The sequence below is a fragment of the Exiguobacterium sp. s127 genome, from assembly GCF_018618695.1.
GTDB classification, from domain to species: Bacteria; Bacillota; Bacilli; order Exiguobacteriales; family Exiguobacteriaceae; genus Exiguobacterium_A; species Exiguobacterium_A oxidotolerans.
In genome coordinates, this window is sequence record NZ_JACSMO010000001.1 from 417,665 (window position 1) to 434,734 (window position 17,070).

Genomic DNA, 17,070 nt, shown 5'->3' on the forward strand with positions numbered 1-17,070 from the left:
AGTCGGGTGAGCTAACCTTTTTTAGTAGATGTTTAGTTGGCTTCGATTGATTGTAAGTGTTTCGGATAGCGCGTCAATGCTTCTGGACCGTCTGCTGTTAAATGAATGTCGTCTTCGATTCGAACGCCACCAACGTCAGGGACGTAGATGCCAGGCTCAAGTGTATAGACGATACCAGGCTCAGCTGTCAGAAGATTATTCGATGCAAGTGACGGGAATTCATGGACGTCGATTCCGAGACCGTGACCAACGCGGTGCGTGAAGTATTCGCCATAACCAGCCTGGTCGATGACGTTCCGTGCCGCTTCGTCGAGTGTACCGAGTGTGATGCCGACACGACTCGCATCTGTCGCTGCTTCAAGCGCGGTTAAAACAGTTTGATACATTTTTTCCTGTTCCGCGCTCGGAGTTCCATAAACGAACGTCCGTGTAATATCAGAGCAGTATCCTTTCCAAACGACACCGAGGTCAAACAAAACGAAATCGCCCTCTTTAATGACGCGGTCGCCAGGGACACCGTGCGGATCAGCGCTGTTTGCACCGAATAAGACGAGTGTATCAAAAGACATTTCGCGGACGCCTTTTTTCTTCATCTCGAATTCGATTTGTGCGATGACTTCGATTTCAGTTACGCCGGGGCGAATTGCATTTTTCCCGATTTCGATTGCTTCGTCTGCGAGTTGAGCGGCTTCGCGTAAAATCGTGATTTCTTCTGAATCTTTTTGGAGGCGTAATGCTTGGAGCTTATCTCCGATATCGAGAATTGCTGCATTTTCCAAACGAGACTCAAGCTCTTTGAAACGGCTGAACGTCATGTGTTCCCCTTCAATCCCGAGTCGGTTGTTTGAGACGGCGAACGAGCCGAGCAATTGCGCGATTTTGTCGAATGGATTTTCATGATCGGCATAAGTGACGACTTCACCATCCCATGGACTTGCTGCTACGATACTTGCTTCGAGTGCTGGGCAGAAGAGTGCTCGTTTTCCATTCGCGTCAACGATGACGGCCATGACACGTTCGTGTGGTTCAGCGTAGACACCAGAAAAATAGAATACACCGGCTTTTGAAGTAATCAAGGCGACATCGATGCCTGATTCTTTTAATACTTGGCTGATTTGATTCGTACGTTCTAACATCTTATTCCCACCTCTCTTATAGTCACTTTTCAGTATAACATCCTTGCTTTTGGAAAACATTTCTCGCAAATCGGACTAGTACACTTTTCATTCTTTCGAGTAGTACAGTATAATGACAGAAGAGTAGAATATAGGAAAAAGAAGGGATACAGCATGCCTACGAAACACGAACAGATCATCCGACACATTGAAGATCTCGATGTTGGCGCAAAAATATCCGTCCGGCAGATTGCGAAAGATTTAACGGTATCGGAAGGTACGGCATACCGTGCGATTAAAGAAGCCGAAAATCTAGGCTTTGTTTCGACGATTGAACGGGTCGGGACGATTCGCATTAAGAAAAAACAGAAAGAAAATATTGAAAAACTGACGTTTGCAGAAGTTGTCAACATCGTTGACGGACAAGTTCTCGGCGGACGGAACGGTCTACACAAGACGTTAACGAAATTCGTTATCGGTGCGATGAAGTTAGAGGCGATGATGCGATACATCGACGTCGATAGTCTCGTCATTATCGGTAACCGAGAGAAGGCGCATGAACTGGTTCTCGAGGCGGGAGCGGCAGTCTTAATCACAGGCGGTTTCGATACGACGGAAGATGCGAAGCGCTTGGCAGATGAAATGGAACTTCCTATCATTTCGACGTCGTACGATACGTTTACGGTTGCGACGATGATTAACCGGGCGATTTATGATCGCCTGATCAAAAAAGAGATTTTGCTCGTTTCCGATATTTTGATTCCGTTGCATGATACCTTTTATTTACAGACGAACGACCCGATTTCAAGATGGCATGAATTGAACGAACAGACGAAACACAATCGGTATCCTGTCATCGATGAACAGATGAAGGTCGTCGGCGTTGTCACGGCGAAAGACATCATTGACCGACCGCATGATTGGCCGGTTGAAAAAGTCATGACCCGCCATCCGATCACGGTCGGTATTCGGACGAGCGTAACGAACTCGGCGCACCAGATGGTTTGGGAAGGGATCGAAATGTTGCCGGTCATCGACCAGTACGACAGGTTGCTAGGCATCATCAGTCGGCAAGATGTCTTGAAGGCACTCCAACTCGCAAATCGTCAGCCGCAAGTCGGCGAAACGTTTGATGATTTGATTACAGGGCAAATTAAGACGGCGGAAGATGATCGTGGGCAGTACCTGTCGCTTGAAGTCTCACCGCAGATGACGAATTTCATGGGGACGGCGTCGAGTGGCGTCCTGACGACGCTGCTTGTCGAGGGTGCGACACGGATGTTACGGCATATGAAGAAGGGTGACCTCGTCATCGAAAATGTCAGCATCTACTTCATCAAGCCGGTCCAGATTGAAAGTACGATTACGATTCGGGCAAATGTATTTGATGTTGGCCGGAAGTTCGGTAAAGTCGACGTCGAGATGTACCAAGGAACCCAAATTGTTGCGAAGGCACTTGTGACCTCACAATTGATCGACCGATAAATGACCAAATAAAAAAGACGGAGAATCCGTCTTTTTTACGATTGTTCCATTTCGCGAACAACATAAGGGTAAATTTTTCGATAACGAATGAAACCAGCGATGAATGAGGCGAGACCAACTGCGATTAAAATCGAGCAGACGATTTTACCCGTCAACGTCGTCAATCCGTCGCCAGACAGAAATTGATTGGCTGCGAACAAGATGACGAATAGGCTGAGCCAAATGCTTGCTTGGGTGTTAAATAAAAATTTCCGATTCGTACTCTTCGTATGGAATGCACGACGCTTAGCGAGTAAATAGCCTCCTAGCGACAAGACGATTAACAAGATTAGAACGAATTGCATGGGGATGACCTTCCTTTCTTTTTCGTATCTGTTTGTATCATATCAATATTTAGAGGAGCTGTGCACTGTGAAAGAACAAATCAGACAATTGATTGAAGACGCATCGACGATTATTATTCATCGGCATGAACGACCGGATCCGGATGCGCTTGGAAGCCAGTTCGGGTTACGTGAAGTTTTGCAGCAACAATTTCCGGAGAAAAAAATCTACGCCGTCGGTGAGATGGCAGACTCCCTATCGTTCATGGGGAAGCTCGACGCAGTGGAACCGAAAATGTATGAAGAAGCACTCGTCGTCATTTTAGATACGGCGAATGAAGCACGAATCGACGGTCATGTTGCGATGACAGGGCGTCACGTCATTAAGATTGATCATCACCCGGACGAAGATGCTTATGCAAAAGTCCAACTCGTCGATCCGACCGTCAGTTCGACATCGGAATTACTTGTCCATCTGTTGAATGACTGGGGATATCCTATCCCAGCGGCAGCGGCGATTCAATTTTATGCAGGAATCGTCGGGGATACAGGACGCTTCCAATTTAGAGGGACGACGAGCAAAACGTTTGCCGTCGCAGCACAACTGCTTGATCTCGAAATCGATACAGATTGGCTCTATCGCAACATGTATCAAACGGAACTCGTTGCACTTCATTTGCAAGGATATGTCCTGCAACATATCCAGTTGACGGATGCAGGCGTCGGTTATGTCGTCTTGACGCAAGAGACGTTAAAACGTTTCGATGCGACGGTCGAACAAGCTTCGTTGCTCGTCAATAGTTTTGCCGGTCTTAAAGGAATGAAGAGTTGGGCGTTATTCCTCGAGACGGAAAAAGAGGTCCGCGTGCGTATTCGTTCAAAAGGACCCGTCATCAACGAAGTAGCGAAGGAGTTCCGGGGCGGTGGACATCCGATGGCGTCCGGCGCGACAATCGATCACTTGTCAGAAGTGGATCAAGTCGTCGCCCGTCTCGACGCAGTCGCACGAGACTTCCGCTTCGAATGAAAAGAGGCTGCTCGCTATCATCCAAATTCGGATACATAGCGGACAGCCTTTTGTGATCTCAGTGCGTCGTTGTCTCTTCTTGCGGAATAAACCAAATTCCGCGTTCTGTATGGTCTTCGATGACATTGAGTTCTAACTCTTTAACAGACTTCCGAATGCGTTCGGCGATTTCTTCTGTTTCAGTAAAGGCAGTGACACCGAGTTTGAGTTGCTCGACTTTTTCACGGGCAATCTGGCTACGATTTAAAATCATCAGAAACACTCCTTCCTTCCGCGTCATGATATTTCTATACTTATTGTATCGAATATTGAGTAAGAAGGCGATAGTCAGGAGTCGCTAGATATGAATGTTCTGAAAACTTTTACCATGCAAAAACTTATAATGGATGAAAGAAGTAGAAAAGGAGGGAGGAAATATGATGCAATTGAACGTACGAACGGCCTACAGCCCATTGCAGAGTATGATTCGTCTATCACCGTATCTCGACGAGTTGAAGCGAAGGGGAGCCTCAACTGCGGCGATTTGCGAGACGACACTAACGGGGGTTCCGGCGTTCGTTTCTGAATGTCAAAAACGGGATTTGTTTCCGGTCGTCGGTTATGAACAAGACATGAAGGAAATCGATGAATTCAATATTTTATGGTACGCCAAAACAGGTCGGGGATTACAGATGTTATACCGATTAGCCAGTGGACAGGAAACAGAGGAGTGCAGCGAATTAATCGCAATCCTTGAGCCGAAACGTCAAGCGACAGAAGATGAAACGCGACTTCGGCGTCAAGTCGTGAATTGGATGGGGTATGCCAAAAATGCGACGGTCTATTTAGGTGTGAAAATGGCGCGCTCGACTGTCGAACGGGACAGCAGGGAGCGTTACCGGGTAGTTGCCCAAGAGTTAGGACTGGAAACCATCCCGATCGATCCTGTCCGCTACTTGCGTCGTGACGACGCAGATGCCTACCAGGCACTCCGAGCGATTGACGAAGGGACACCGTTTCAAGAACAAAAAGTGAATCGACAAGCACATCTCAAGTCGGATGAAGAATTACGCGAACATTTTACCGAGCACGAACAACGTCTCTTGAAACAGTGGGCGCAGACGCAAGAAACACTTACATTACCGAAACAGTCGAGACCGTTGCCACGTGTCGCGGATGACTCAATGGGGAAACTACGTCAGCTTGCACGCGACGGATTACTGGCACACGGTCTAGTTGATGAGACTGCGGAGGCGAGACTCCGTTACGAGCTCGACGTCATCGAAACAACTGGATTTGCTGACTACTTTTTAATCGTCGAGGATTTAGTACGGCATGCGAAAGCGGTCGGCATTCGTGTCGGTCCCGGGCGTGGGTCGGCTGCCGGGTCGCTCGTCAGTTATACATTAGGCATTACGACGGTTGATCCGTTGAAATATGGGTTGCTGTTCGAACGTTTCTTAAATCCGGAACGCATCACGATGCCGGATATCGATATCGATATTGAGGACGAACGCCGCGAGGAGCTACTGGATTATCTCGTTGACCGATATGGTCGAAGTCACGTCGGTCAAATCGGGACGTTGTCGACCCTTGGTGCAAAAGCATCACTTCGAGATGTCGCCCGTGTCCTCGAGTTTTCAAAAGATGAGACGGATGCTGCGGCGAAGCAAATCGCTAAAGAAACGACCTTACAAGGAATCGAACAAAAGCAAACCATCTACCGCTGGTTCTCCGGAAGTGAGAAGCGGCGCCAATTGTTACACCTCGCCCAAGAAATCGAAGGATTGCCAAGACAGCGGTCGATTCATGCAGCCGGTGTCGTCATCGGCTCGGAAGACTTGATTGAGACGACGCCGCTCGATACAGGATCGAGCGACCGGTTCGTCACCCAATATTTGATGAAAGCACTCGAACAACAAGGTCTCTTGAAAATCGATTTACTAGGACTCAGGAATTTGACGCGTCTTCGACAAATGGAACAGTTGATTCGGCGGGAACGTCCCGATTTTTCGATGGAAGAGCTTCCGGAAGAAGATTCGGCAACCCTGCGTTTATTTGCACGAGGGGATACGGATTATATCTTCCAGTTTGAATCGAACGGGATGAAGCAGACGTTACGTGAAGTCAAACCGACCCGTTTTGAAGATTTAGTCGCGACGATGTCACTCTTTCGGCCGGGGCCGATGAAATTCATCGATCTATATGCGAAACGAAAGGCGGGACAACCTTATCAAACGGTTCATCCGATTTTAGCGGAAGTACTAGAGACGACATACGGTGTCATCGTCTATCAAGAGCAAATCATGGAAATCACGCGTCGGGTCGCCGGATTTACACTGGCGCAAGCAGATTTATTACGTCGGGCGATATCGAAAAAAAATAGTGCGTCGGTCGAATCAGAGAAAGTGCGTTTTTTAGAAGGTGCCGTTCAGAATGGTCTTGCGCAAACGACTGCTGAGACACTGTATGATCAAATCGAACGTTTCGCGGGCTATGGCTTTAACCGGAGTCACGCAGTCGCCTATACGAAGATTAGTTATGCGTTAGGTTATATGAAAGCTCACTATCCACAAGTTTTTTCCCTTGTGTCGATCGATCAACCGGAACGACTTGTCCGGGCGATGCGGGACAAGCGTTTGCCAGCTTTACCACCTGATATTTGGATTTCAGACTATCGTTCGACTCTGGAAGGAAAAGGCATCCGACTCGGGATTCAAGTGTTACGTGGAATATCGGAACGCGATTTCAAAGCTTTGAAAGAAGCAGCGAAATCATCGCAGACAATTTCGACGTTACTGACGACCGTCGGCTGGGGAAAAAAAGAACGCGCTAAAATCGAATTGTTACTCTATGGTGGAGCATTCGACCGTGCGACACATGGCGACCGGGGATTAGCGGAACAAGAAGTCCTTGATTACTTTACGATGGCTTCGAATACGTTGTTACCGGACGAATTAGCAAGCCTCGGTAAGCGGGCAACGACAAAAGCCGTCACACGTACTGCGACGGACTGGGCGCGGCTCGAACGTGAAGCACTTGGATTCTGGTTAACCTACTCACCTTTGATGACAGCGATGACACCCCAAGTCGAGACGACGCACTTTCATGATGTTTCAAGCGAGATGGAAGAATCCGTCTATCTTGTGTGTTATATCGAGCAGCTGCGGGAATTTAAGACGAAGCGTGCACAATCAATGGGCGTCATGCAAGCCGTTGATGGGTATTCGAACGAAGAGGTCGTCATTTTCCCGAAACAGTACGACATGTATAAACGATCGTTGTATGTCGGAAACGTGTTGTTGATCGAAGTGAAGGTGCAAGACCGGGCAGGTGAACGGCAGTTCGTGTTAGAGCGGTTACGTCCGCTTGGTCAAGATGTCTTGTTCATCAAGTTACCTTCTAAAAATGAGCTGGCTCCTCTTGAACGTGTACTTGAAATCGCACCGGGTGACATTCCGGTCGTCGTCCGCTATGCTGACACGAACGAAACAAAGACGTTGCCGGGTTTATATGCGATTCGTCATGAAGAAGAGCTGTTCGCGCAATTACGGATTCAATTTGGTGAAACGAACATCATCTTAAAAAATGTCCCCCGATCAAACTAGTAGTAGGTAATAAGATTTGTTATAATAAGGGGTAATTGGTCTGACCAATGCCACCTAATTTTATGTAATGACGGGTACGTCAGAAAGGTGGTGCCGTAAAAATGGAGAAAAAGCGAAACGCTTTTGAAATGAACATCGCGGCAATTAAATTGATGATTGAGCAGGATGGATTAGTTCCGGGAGATCGGATCCCATCTGAACGTGAGTTGGCTGAGCGACTAGCAATCAGCCGACCGTCCGTCAGGGAAGCATTGCGAACGCTTGCTTATCTCGGAATCATCGAGACGAGACATGGTGGAGGAAGCTTTCTTTTAAATCGTGACGACCATACCTATATTCAAATCATTGCCCAATTTTTAGTGACCGGCGACTCGAAATTTGAAGATTTAGCAGGAACACTTCGCTTACTTGAACAATCTGCTATTGCCCAGTTGGACGATCATACGTTTCTGGAAGAACATCTCGATTCAGATACTGCGTTTCGAGAAACGTTGATCAATACGGTGAAAAATGATTTGTTCGAGCGGATTTGGAGACAAGTGAATGCATTTTATCAAAGTTTTGGTCAAGGGGAACTCTATACGCGAGCGGAACGGGAAGCACTCCTGAAACGCTCTTAGGAACTACAAGGGGGAACTAACGTGCAAGCATTTTTTCGAAAACCTAAAAAGTTCGTGACGTTGACGACGAAAGAGCAACGGGTCGACGTCCCAGTCGGACTGATGACGAAATGTCCAAAATGTAAATTAATCCAATATACGAAACAACTTGAAGCCAACTTGCGTGTCTGTACATGTGGATATCACCATCCTTTGACGGCGCAGGAACGGTTTTCGCAACTATTTGATGACGGTAGCATCACATATTTTGATCTTCCGAACGTAAAAGCAGACCCGCTTCAATTTCAAGATTATCCAGAAAAATTGAAGGGGGATCAAGTGCGGACAGGTCTTGAAGAAGCCATCGTCTGTGGTGTCGGGACGGTGGATGGTTATCCACTCGTTGCGTGTGTGATGGATGCACGCTTTCGGATGGGTTCGATGGGGGCGGCAGTTGGAGCAGCGATTGCAGAAGCAGTCCGGTATGCAACGAAACACCGATTGCCTGTAACGATTTTCTCTGCTTCAGGTGGGGCACGGATGCAAGAAGGCATGGTCAGTTTAATGCAGATGGCGAAGTCGAGTTTATTCCTGAAGCAACATTCGGATGCCGGACTCCTCTACATCTCATGCATGACTCATCCGACGACAGGTGGTGTCTCAGCTAGTTTTGCGATGCTTGGAGACTACAACATTGCAGAGCCGGGTGCGTTGATTGGATTTGCAGGACGACGGATCATCGAACAAACGATTCGAGAAAAATTGCCGGAAGATTTTCAGACGTCGGAATTTCTACTACAAGCGGGTCAACTCGATGATGTCGTATCACGACACGATTTGAAGACCTACTATAAACGAATTCTGATGATGCACGCGGAGGGAACAAATCATGCAACCATTTGATCAACCAGTCATCGCGTTACGCGAGAAAATATTAGAACTTCACGACATGGCGGAAACGCAAGGTCTCGATTTTAAAGAAGAGCTGAATTTGCTCGAAGAACGATTACGTCGATTAGAACTCGATATTTATGGGAATATGAAAGCGTGGAACCGTGTGCAGTTGGCACGTCATCCTGAAAGACCGACGACGCTTGATTATGTCGAGCGGATTTGTGACGACTTCATCGAACTTCATGGCGACCGGCATGGATATGATGATGCTGCAATCGTTGGTGGAATCGCGATGCTGAACGGTCGGCCTGTAACAATCATCGGCCATCAGCGTGGTAAGGATACGAAGGAAAACATCCGCCGAAACTTTGGAATGCCTCATCCGGAAGGATATCGAAAAGCACTCCGACTCATGCAACAAGCCGTGAAGTTCAACCGTCCAATCATTACGTTCATCGATACGAAAGGGGCTTACCCGGGTCGTGCAGCGGAAGAGCGCGGCCAAAGCGAGGCGATCGCGAAAAATCTCTTTGAAATGGCTGGCATGGAAGTGCCGATCATCTCGATCGTCATTGGCGAAGGCGGTTCTGGTGGAGCGCTTGGTATCGGTGTATGTGATGAACTGTTGATGCTCGAAAACTCAACGTACTCTGTCATATCACCTGAAGGTGCAGCTGCTTTGCTTTGGAAAGATGCAAGTCTTGCAGAACAAGCGGCGGAATCAATGCGAATTACTGCACCCGATTTATTGCGTCTAGGGATTGCGGATGCAATCATTCCTGAAGTCATTGGTGGAGCACACTTAGATGTTTCATTACAGGCGGACAAATTAAAAGTTGTACTAGAACAGAAGCTTGCATATCTTACACAGTTAACATCAGAACAGCTGATTGAGAAGCGCACAGAAAAATATCACCGGATTGGCACATAAGGGGCATGTAATCGCTATCATGGTTGGGATTCCTTATTTCGTGATAGGCTGAACAAACTGTCTGTTCAAGTTTATGCAATCTGCCCTGTTGTAAAACAAGAAAACAACGTGCTATTTTAGATTCAGATTAATAGAGAGGTGATTAACGTGAGTTTAAAACGGATTGCTGTCTTAACAAGTGGTGGAGATGCACCCGGGATGAATGCTGCGGTGCGTGCTGTTACACGTAAAGCAATTTTTCATGGCCTAGAAGTATTTGGTGTCTACAATGGATATCAAGGTTTAATCAATGGAGATCTCGTCCAATTGAACCTTGGGTCAGTTGGGGACATTATTCAGCGTGGAGGAACATTCCTTCGTTCAGCTCGCTGTCCTGAGTTCCGCACAGAAGAAGGACGTGCGAAAGCAGTCGTCAACTTGAAGAAGTTCGAAATTGACGCACTTGTCGTCGTAGGTGGCGACGGGTCGTACCGTGGTGCTCAAAAACTGACGGGACTTGGTTTCCCGACAATCGGTCTTCCGGGAACGATTGATAATGATATTCCAGGAACGGATTATACGATTGGATTTGATACAGCGCTCAATACAGCGCTCGAAGCAATCGATAAAATCCGGGATACGGCATCTTCGCATGAACGGACATATGTCATCGAAGTAATGGGTCGTGATGCTGGAGATATCGCACTCTATGCTGGATTAGCAGGTGGGGCGGAGTCGATTCTTGTTCCAGAGCGTCCAGAAGATTTAAAAGAAGTCCTCGATCGTATTCAAAGTGGTGTCAATCGTGGTAAAAAACACTCGATCGTCATCGTCGCTGAAGGTGCAGGTCGGGCGCAAGATGTTGGGGATCAAATCGCGAAAGAAACAGGGCTTGATACACGCGTTACCGTGTTAGGTCATGTTCAACGTGGAGGAGCGCCAACAGCTGCTGACCGCGTACTTGCGAGCCGGATGGGCGCTTACGCAATCGACATTTTACTTGAAGGTAAACAGGGACGTGTTGTTGGCGTTCGGGGTGGTAAAATGATGGATCTTGATATTGACGAAGCATTAGATGAAAACAAACATGTACTCGATCTTGATATCTTAGAATTGTCGAAACAACTCTCAATCTAATATATCTTTAATACTTGAGGTCATTTTGGTTAGGTTTATTGGCACTGTTGACAAACGGCCAAACATTGTAGGAGGTTTATGGAATATGCGCAGAACTAAAATTGTATGTACGATTGGACCGGCGTCAGAAAAACGTCTTCCAGAAATGATTGAAGCAGGAATGAACGTCGCTCGTTTGAACTTCTCACACGGTGACTATGAAGAACACGGCGCACGAATCACGGATATCCGTCGCGCAGCTGAAGAAGCAAACAAATTAGTAACAATCCTTTTAGATACAAAAGGTCCTGAAATCCGGACGCATACGTTTGAAGAAGGAAAAGCGCTTCTCGTCCGTGGCAAACAAGTCATCGTCGTCAGCGGTGATGCAAATGAAATCGTCGGTACAGCAGATAAATTCTCTGTGACATATGACGGTTTGTATGATGATGTCGAAGTCGGTTCGATGATCATGTTAGACGATGGATTAATCGGACTTCGTGTTGCGGAGAAACTTGCGAACCGTGAACTTCTTTGTGACATCGAAAACGAAGGTATCATCAAAACGAAAAAAGGTGTTAACTTACCGAACGTAAAAGTTAACCTACCTGCTTTGACAGATAAAGATATCGCAGACATCGAGTTCGGAATCAAGAGTGACATCGATTTAATCGCTGCTTCATTCGTCCGTCGTGCGTCTGACGTTGTGGCGATTCGTCAATTACTTGAAAAACACAACGCGAGCCACATCAAAATCTTCCCGAAAATCGAAAATCAAGAAGGTTTCGACAACATCGAAGAAATCATCGCGATTTCAGACGGTTTGATGGTTGCACGTGGTGATCTTGGAATCGAGATTCCGACTGAAGAAGTAACACCAGCTCAAAAAGACCTCATCAAAATTTGTAATCACTATGGTAAACCAGTCATCACAGCAACACAGATGCTTGATTCGATGCAACGTTTCCCACGTCCGACACGTGCCGAAGCATCAGACGTCGCGAATGCGATTCTTGATGGAACGGATGCAATCATGCTTTCAGGCGAAACAGCAGCAGGGGATTACCCGATCGAGTCTGTTCAAATGATGCATACGATTGCGAAGCGGACAGAAAAAATGCTTGACTACAAAAAATTATTGAAAGATCGTCAAACGCGTAGTGAGCACACGGTGACGGATGCAATCGCTCAAGCGGTTACGCATACATCAATCAACTTGGACGCAAAAGCAATCTTGACGCCGACACAATCAGGCTACACGGCATCACGGATTTCAAAATACCGTCCAGAGGCGAACATCGTTGCGGTCACACCAAGCGCGCGTGTTGCGCGTCAGTTGAATATCGTCTGGGGTGTGTACCCAATCGTCGTTGATCATCTCTCGGACAACACGGATGATATGTTGACACTTGCTGCCGATACAGCAAAAGATGCTGGATTCGTCACAGACGGTGACCTCGTCGTCATCTCTGCTGGGATCCCTGCTCTGACTGCCGGTACAACGAACATGTTGAAAATTCATATCGTTGGTAAAGAAATCGCGAACGGTCGCGGAATCGGCGAACGTGGTGTCGTTGGCGAAGTCGTCATCGCGCACACAGCTGAAGAAGCAAACGCGAAAGCAAAAAAAGGTATGATTCTTGTTACGAACTCAACCGATCGTGACATGATGCCTGCAATCGAGTTAGCAGCTGCAATGATCACAGTAGATGGCGGATTGACAAGCCATGCTGGGATCGTAGGTCCTTCACTCGGCAAACCAGTCATCGTCGGTGTTGAAAATGCTTTGACAATCTTTACAGATGGTCAAATGATTTCAATCGATCCATTGACAGGGAAATTGTACAACGCATAATCAATGAAACGGATATGGCGAAAGCCATGTCCGTTTTTTCGAAACATGGGGGTCGTCATGGAAGCCTATCTCTTTTTAATTGGTCTCGTTTTAATCGGAGTCATTGCGCAAAATAAGTCACTCATCATCGCAGCTGCCTTCTTGTTAATCGTCAAAGCGATTGGATTAGATAGTCGCCTCTTCCCATCGTTGCAGGCGAAGGGAATCACCTGGGGCGTGACATTGATCACGGCTGCTATTCTCGTGCCGATTGCGGCAGGGGACATCGGGTTTAAGGAATTGTTAAACAGCATCCGGGGTCATATCGGAATCATTTCATTTTTAGCGGGAATATTCGTCGCAATCGTTGCTGCCCACGGGGTCGGTTTGATGAAGGAAGATCCACTCGTCACAACGGCACTGCTTGCCGGAACAATTCTTGCGGTCGGTTTATTCAGAGGTATTCCCGTAGGTCCATTGATAGGAGCAGGAATCGCTGCACTCGTCATTGGAATGTGGGATGTTATATCAAAAGCATTTAGTGGCTAAGTGACTTAAATGAACGCAAACGAATTAATTTTTTGATAATAGTATGCAAGTTCGTTCACTTTTTGGTTAATTTTGTTTATACTAAGGACAGAAACAAGATGGTCTATTCAAGAACAAGCGATTCAGCAAGGGGATTTCTTGAGTAGACGTCTTTTTTTCAATACGGAAATGAAAGCGTTTTAAATTTCTGGGGGAAAAAAAGGGGGATTTTTACATGACTCAAACAAAAGGGTTAGAAGGAATCGTCGCGACAGCATCGAAGATTAGTTCGATTATCGATGGTCAGTTGACGTATGGTGGTTATACAATTGATGATTTGGCGGAGCACGCCTCATTTGAAGAAGTCGTCTTCTTACTTTGGAACGATCGTTTGCCAAAAGAAGATGAGTTAAAGCAACTTTCAGAAGCTTTAATTACTGAAGCAGAAGTTGCACCGGCTGTACTTGAGACGTTAAAAGTAGCTCCGAAAACAGCGAATGCGATGGCAGCCATCCGAACTGCTTTATCACAGCTTGCATTGTATGATGAGTCTGCTGAAGATATGTCGACAGAGGCGAACTACGCTAAAGCCATCAAACTCCAAGCACAAATCGCGACGCTCGTAACGGCGTACGCGCGTATCAAGAAGGGGTACGATCCGATTGCACCAAAATCCGGTCTTTCGTACGCTGCGAACTTCCTGTATATGTTGACAGGTGAAGAGCCGACGGAAGTTGCTGAAAAAGCATTCAACCAAGCGCTTGTGCTTCACGCCGACCATGAGTTGAACGCCTCGACGTTCACAGCACGTGTTTGTGTCGCGACACTTTCTGATGTCTATTCAGGTGTGACGGCAGCAATGGGTGCACTTAAAGGTCCACTTCATGGTGGAGCGAACGAAGCGGTCATGAAAATGTTGACTGAAATTGATTCGGTTGAAAAGGTTGACGAGTATGTTCATAATAAACTTAAGAACAAGGAAAAAATCATGGGCTTCGGTCACCGTGTTTATAAAGATGGTGATCCACGCGCGAAGCACCTTCAAGAGATGAGCCGTCAATTGACTGCTCAAATCGGGGAGCCGAAATGGTATGAGATGTCAGTTAAGGTTGACGAAATCGTCCAGTCGGAAAAAGGATTGAAACCAAATGTTGATTTCTATTCTGCTTCTACGTACCATGCACTTGGTCTTGAAACAGAATTGTTTACACCAATCTTTGCTGTTAGTCGGATGTCAGGTTGGTTAGCGCACATTTTAGAGCAATATAGTGACAATCGCCTCATTCGCCCACGCGCAGATTATATTGGTGAAACGCACCGGACATACGTGTCTATGAACGAACGTTAAGCGACGGAGAGGAGCAATCCTCTCCTGCTTTTTGACGTTAACTATTATTCAAGGGGGATTTTACACATGGCTACAATTCAAGGCGAAAACATCACGGTAACAAACGGAACATTGCACGTACCTAACGCTCCAATCATTCCTTTCATCATCGGTGATGGCACTGGACCTGATATCTGGAATGCCGCAGTTCGCGTATTTGACGCTGCAGTCGAAAAAGCATACAACGGCGAAAAGAAAATTGAATGGAAAGAAGTCTATGCAGGCGAAAAAGCATTCAATAAAACAGGTAGCTGGCTTCCGGAAGAAACGCTTGACCTAATCCGTGAGCACATCATCGCAATCAAAGGACCACTCACGACACCAGTCGGTGGTGGAATTCGTTCACTGAACGTTGCCCTTCGTCAAGAACTCGACTTGTACACATGTCTCCGTCCGGTACGTTATTTCACTGGTGTTCCGTCACCTGTTAAACGTCCTGAAGATACTGATATGGTCATCTTCCGTGAAAACACAGAAGACATCTACGCAGGAATCGAATATGCAGAAGGTAGCGAAGGTGCACAAAAATTACTTAACTTCCTCCAAACAGAAATGGGTGTCAACAAAATTCGCTTCCCAGAAACATCGGGTCTCGGAATTAAACCGATTTCAAAAGAAGGTACAGAACGCCTCGTCCGTGCTGCAATCGAATATGCACTCGAAAACAAACGTGCTTCATTGACGCTCGTTCATAAAGGAAACATCATGAAGTTCACAGAAGGTGCTTTCAAAAACTGGGGATACGAGCTTGCTGAGCGTGAATACGCAGAGCATGTCTTCACATGGAACCAGTATGACCGCATCAAAGAAGAAGAAGGTGTTGACGCAGCAAACAAAGCACAATCTGAAGCTGAAGCTGCTGGCAAATTAATCGTCAAAGATTCAATTGCAGATATCTTCTTACAACAAATTCTCACGCGTCCAAAAGAGTTTGATGTCGTTGCGACAATGAACTTAAACGGAGACTACATTTCAGATGCACTTGCAGCACAAGTCGGTGGAATCGGAATTGCTCCTGGAGCAAACATCAACTACATCACAGGACATGCAATCTTCGAAGCAACGCACGGTACTGCACCGAAGTATGCTGGTCTTGACAAAGTAAACCCATCGTCAGTCATTCTTTCAGGAGAAATGATGTTCCGTCACCTTGGCTGGAACGAAGCGGCTGATTTAATCATCAAGTCGATGGAAACATCAATCGAAGAAAAAGTGGTCACATATGACTTCGCACGTCTCATGGATGGCGCGACAGAAGTGAAATGTTCTGAATTCGCGGATGAACTCATCAAAAACATGTAATCTCGGATTAGAGGGGGTATGGGAAGATGAACAAGCGGAAGAAAATTTCAATCATCGGTAGTGGATTTACGGGAGCGACGACGGCACTTTATCTTGCTCAAAAAGAGCTTGGAGATATCGTACTCGTCGATATGCCGCAACTGGAAGATCCGACAAAAGGCAAAGCACTTGATTTACAGGAAACGGCTCCGATTCAAGGATTTGATTCATGGATTCAAGGAACGTCTGACTACAAGGACATCAGTGACTCAGATATCGTCGTCATTACGGCAGGTATCGCGCGGAAACCGGGAATGAGTCGGGAAGACTTAGTCAGCACGAATGCAACTGTCATGAAATCGGTGACAAAAGAAATCGTTCGCCATGCACCGGAATCGATCATTATCGTGTTGACGAATCCGGTTGATGCGATGACGTATACAGTCTTTCAGGAGTCAGGATTTCCGAAAGAGCGGGTCATCGGTCAATCGGGTGTGCTCGATACGGCACGGTTCCGGACGTTCATCGCCATGGAGTTGAATGTTTCCGTCAAGGACGTCTCAGGATTTGTCCTCGGCGGACACGGAGACGACATGGTACCGTTACTTCGCTATTCACAAGCCGGTGGTATTCCGGTCGAGAAACTCATTTCTGCCGACCGCCTCGCGGCAATCGTTGAACGGACACGTAAAGGGGGCGGAGAAATCGTCCAGTTACTTGGTAACGGTTCTGCCTACTATGCGCCAGCAGCAGCCATCGTTGAGATGGTAGAGGCAATCCTAAAAGATCAGCGACGGATTTTACCAGCCATCGCGTATCTTGAAGGAGAGTATGGCTATCACGATCTATACTTTGGGGTTCCGACGATCATCGGTGGGAATGGTCTTGAACAGATTATCGAGCTTGAATTGACAGAAGACGAACAACAATCGCTTGACCGTTCGGCGGAGACCGTTCGATCTGTCCTGACGATTTTATGAATGT

General features: G+C 46.8%; 15 protein-coding genes. 12 read left to right on the forward strand and 3 right to left on the reverse strand.

Features of this window, described 5'->3' with window-relative positions; genetic code table 11:
* Positions 1 to 32: 32 nt before the first annotated feature.
* A complete protein-coding gene (locus tag KNP98_RS02030) occupies positions 33 to 1,136 on the reverse strand; it encodes a M24 family metallopeptidase (protein WP_088837616.1) in 1,104 nt (367 codons plus the stop codon).
* A 153-nt stretch (positions 1,137 to 1,289) separates the two neighbouring features.
* Between KNP98_RS02030 and KNP98_RS02035 the strand changes: the two genes are divergently transcribed.
* Complete coding sequence (locus KNP98_RS02035) at positions 1,290 to 2,600, forward strand: DRTGG domain-containing protein (RefSeq protein ID WP_214810613.1); 1,311 nt, start codon at positions 1,290 to 1,292, stop codon at positions 2,598 to 2,600.
* A gap of 35 nt (positions 2,601 to 2,635) precedes the next feature.
* Here the strand turns inward: KNP98_RS02035 and KNP98_RS02040 are convergent, their stop codons facing one another.
* Positions 2,636 to 2,944, reverse strand: coding sequence for a YtpI family protein (locus tag KNP98_RS02040; protein WP_088837614.1), 309 nt, complete (start codon positions 2,942 to 2,944; stop codon positions 2,636 to 2,638).
* Positions 2,945 to 3,011: 67 nt separating this feature from the next.
* On the opposite strand from KNP98_RS02040, the gene KNP98_RS02045 reads away from it, so the two are divergent.
* Positions 3,012 to 3,950, forward strand: a complete 939-nt coding sequence (locus KNP98_RS02045; RefSeq protein ID WP_088837613.1) for a DHH family phosphoesterase — start codon at positions 3,012 to 3,014, stop codon at positions 3,948 to 3,950.
* Positions 3,951 to 4,008: 58 nt separating this feature from the next.
* Here KNP98_RS02045 and KNP98_RS02050 read toward each other — a convergent pair whose 3' ends face one another.
* Complete coding sequence (locus tag KNP98_RS02050; protein ID WP_088837612.1) at positions 4,009 to 4,203, reverse strand: YtzJ family protein; 195 nt, start codon at positions 4,201 to 4,203, stop codon at positions 4,009 to 4,011.
* Between the two features lie 163 nt (positions 4,204 to 4,366).
* On the opposite strand from KNP98_RS02050, the gene dnaE reads away from it, so the two are divergent.
* The 10 genes from dnaE (at position 4,367) to mdh (ending at position 17,066) form a co-directional block, all read left to right on the forward strand.
* A complete protein-coding gene (dnaE, locus tag KNP98_RS02055) occupies positions 4,367 to 7,537 on the forward strand; it encodes a DNA polymerase III subunit alpha (protein WP_214810615.1) in 3,171 nt (1,056 codons plus the stop codon).
* A 101-nt stretch (positions 7,538 to 7,638) separates the two neighbouring features.
* On the forward strand, positions 7,639 to 8,157 hold the full coding sequence (locus KNP98_RS02060) for a FadR/GntR family transcriptional regulator (protein WP_214810616.1): 519 nt from the start codon (positions 7,639 to 7,641) through the stop codon (positions 8,155 to 8,157).
* A gap of 21 nt (positions 8,158 to 8,178) precedes the next feature.
* Positions 8,179 to 9,039 carry an acetyl-CoA carboxylase, carboxyltransferase subunit beta gene (gene accD / locus KNP98_RS02065; RefSeq protein WP_088837609.1) on the forward strand — a complete coding sequence of 287 codons (861 nt, stop codon included), beginning with the start codon at positions 8,179 to 8,181 and terminating at the stop codon, positions 9,037 to 9,039.
* A complete protein-coding gene (gene accA, locus KNP98_RS02070) occupies positions 9,026 to 9,961 on the forward strand; it encodes an acetyl-CoA carboxylase carboxyl transferase subunit alpha (protein WP_029331147.1) in 936 nt (311 codons plus the stop codon). The genes accD and accA overlap by 14 nt, the downstream gene beginning before the upstream one ends.
* A gap of 147 nt (positions 9,962 to 10,108) precedes the next feature.
* A complete protein-coding gene (gene pfkA, locus KNP98_RS02075) occupies positions 10,109 to 11,077 on the forward strand; it encodes a 6-phosphofructokinase (RefSeq protein WP_088837608.1) in 969 nt (322 codons plus the stop codon).
* A gap of 85 nt (positions 11,078 to 11,162) precedes the next feature.
* Positions 11,163 to 12,911, forward strand: coding sequence for a pyruvate kinase (pyk, locus tag KNP98_RS02080; RefSeq protein WP_088837607.1), 1,749 nt, complete (start codon positions 11,163 to 11,165; stop codon positions 12,909 to 12,911).
* A 57-nt stretch (positions 12,912 to 12,968) separates the two neighbouring features.
* Entirely contained in the window at positions 12,969 to 13,439 is a 471-nt protein-coding gene (locus KNP98_RS02085) for a DUF441 domain-containing protein (protein WP_214766568.1), read from the forward strand.
* A 214-nt stretch (positions 13,440 to 13,653) separates the two neighbouring features.
* Positions 13,654 to 14,766, forward strand: a complete 1,113-nt coding sequence (gene citZ / locus KNP98_RS02090; protein ID WP_214768725.1) for a citrate synthase — start codon at positions 13,654 to 13,656, stop codon at positions 14,764 to 14,766.
* A 66-nt stretch (positions 14,767 to 14,832) separates the two neighbouring features.
* Positions 14,833 to 16,107 (forward strand): NADP-dependent isocitrate dehydrogenase, encoded by a 1,275-nt coding sequence (gene icd / locus KNP98_RS02095; RefSeq protein ID WP_214810617.1) that lies wholly within the window; start codon positions 14,833 to 14,835, stop codon positions 16,105 to 16,107.
* Positions 16,108 to 16,133: 26 nt separating this feature from the next.
* Positions 16,134 to 17,066, forward strand: a complete 933-nt coding sequence (mdh, locus tag KNP98_RS02100) for a malate dehydrogenase (RefSeq protein WP_214810618.1) — start codon at positions 16,134 to 16,136, stop codon at positions 17,064 to 17,066.
* The last annotated feature ends 4 nt before the right edge of the window (positions 17,067 to 17,070 follow it).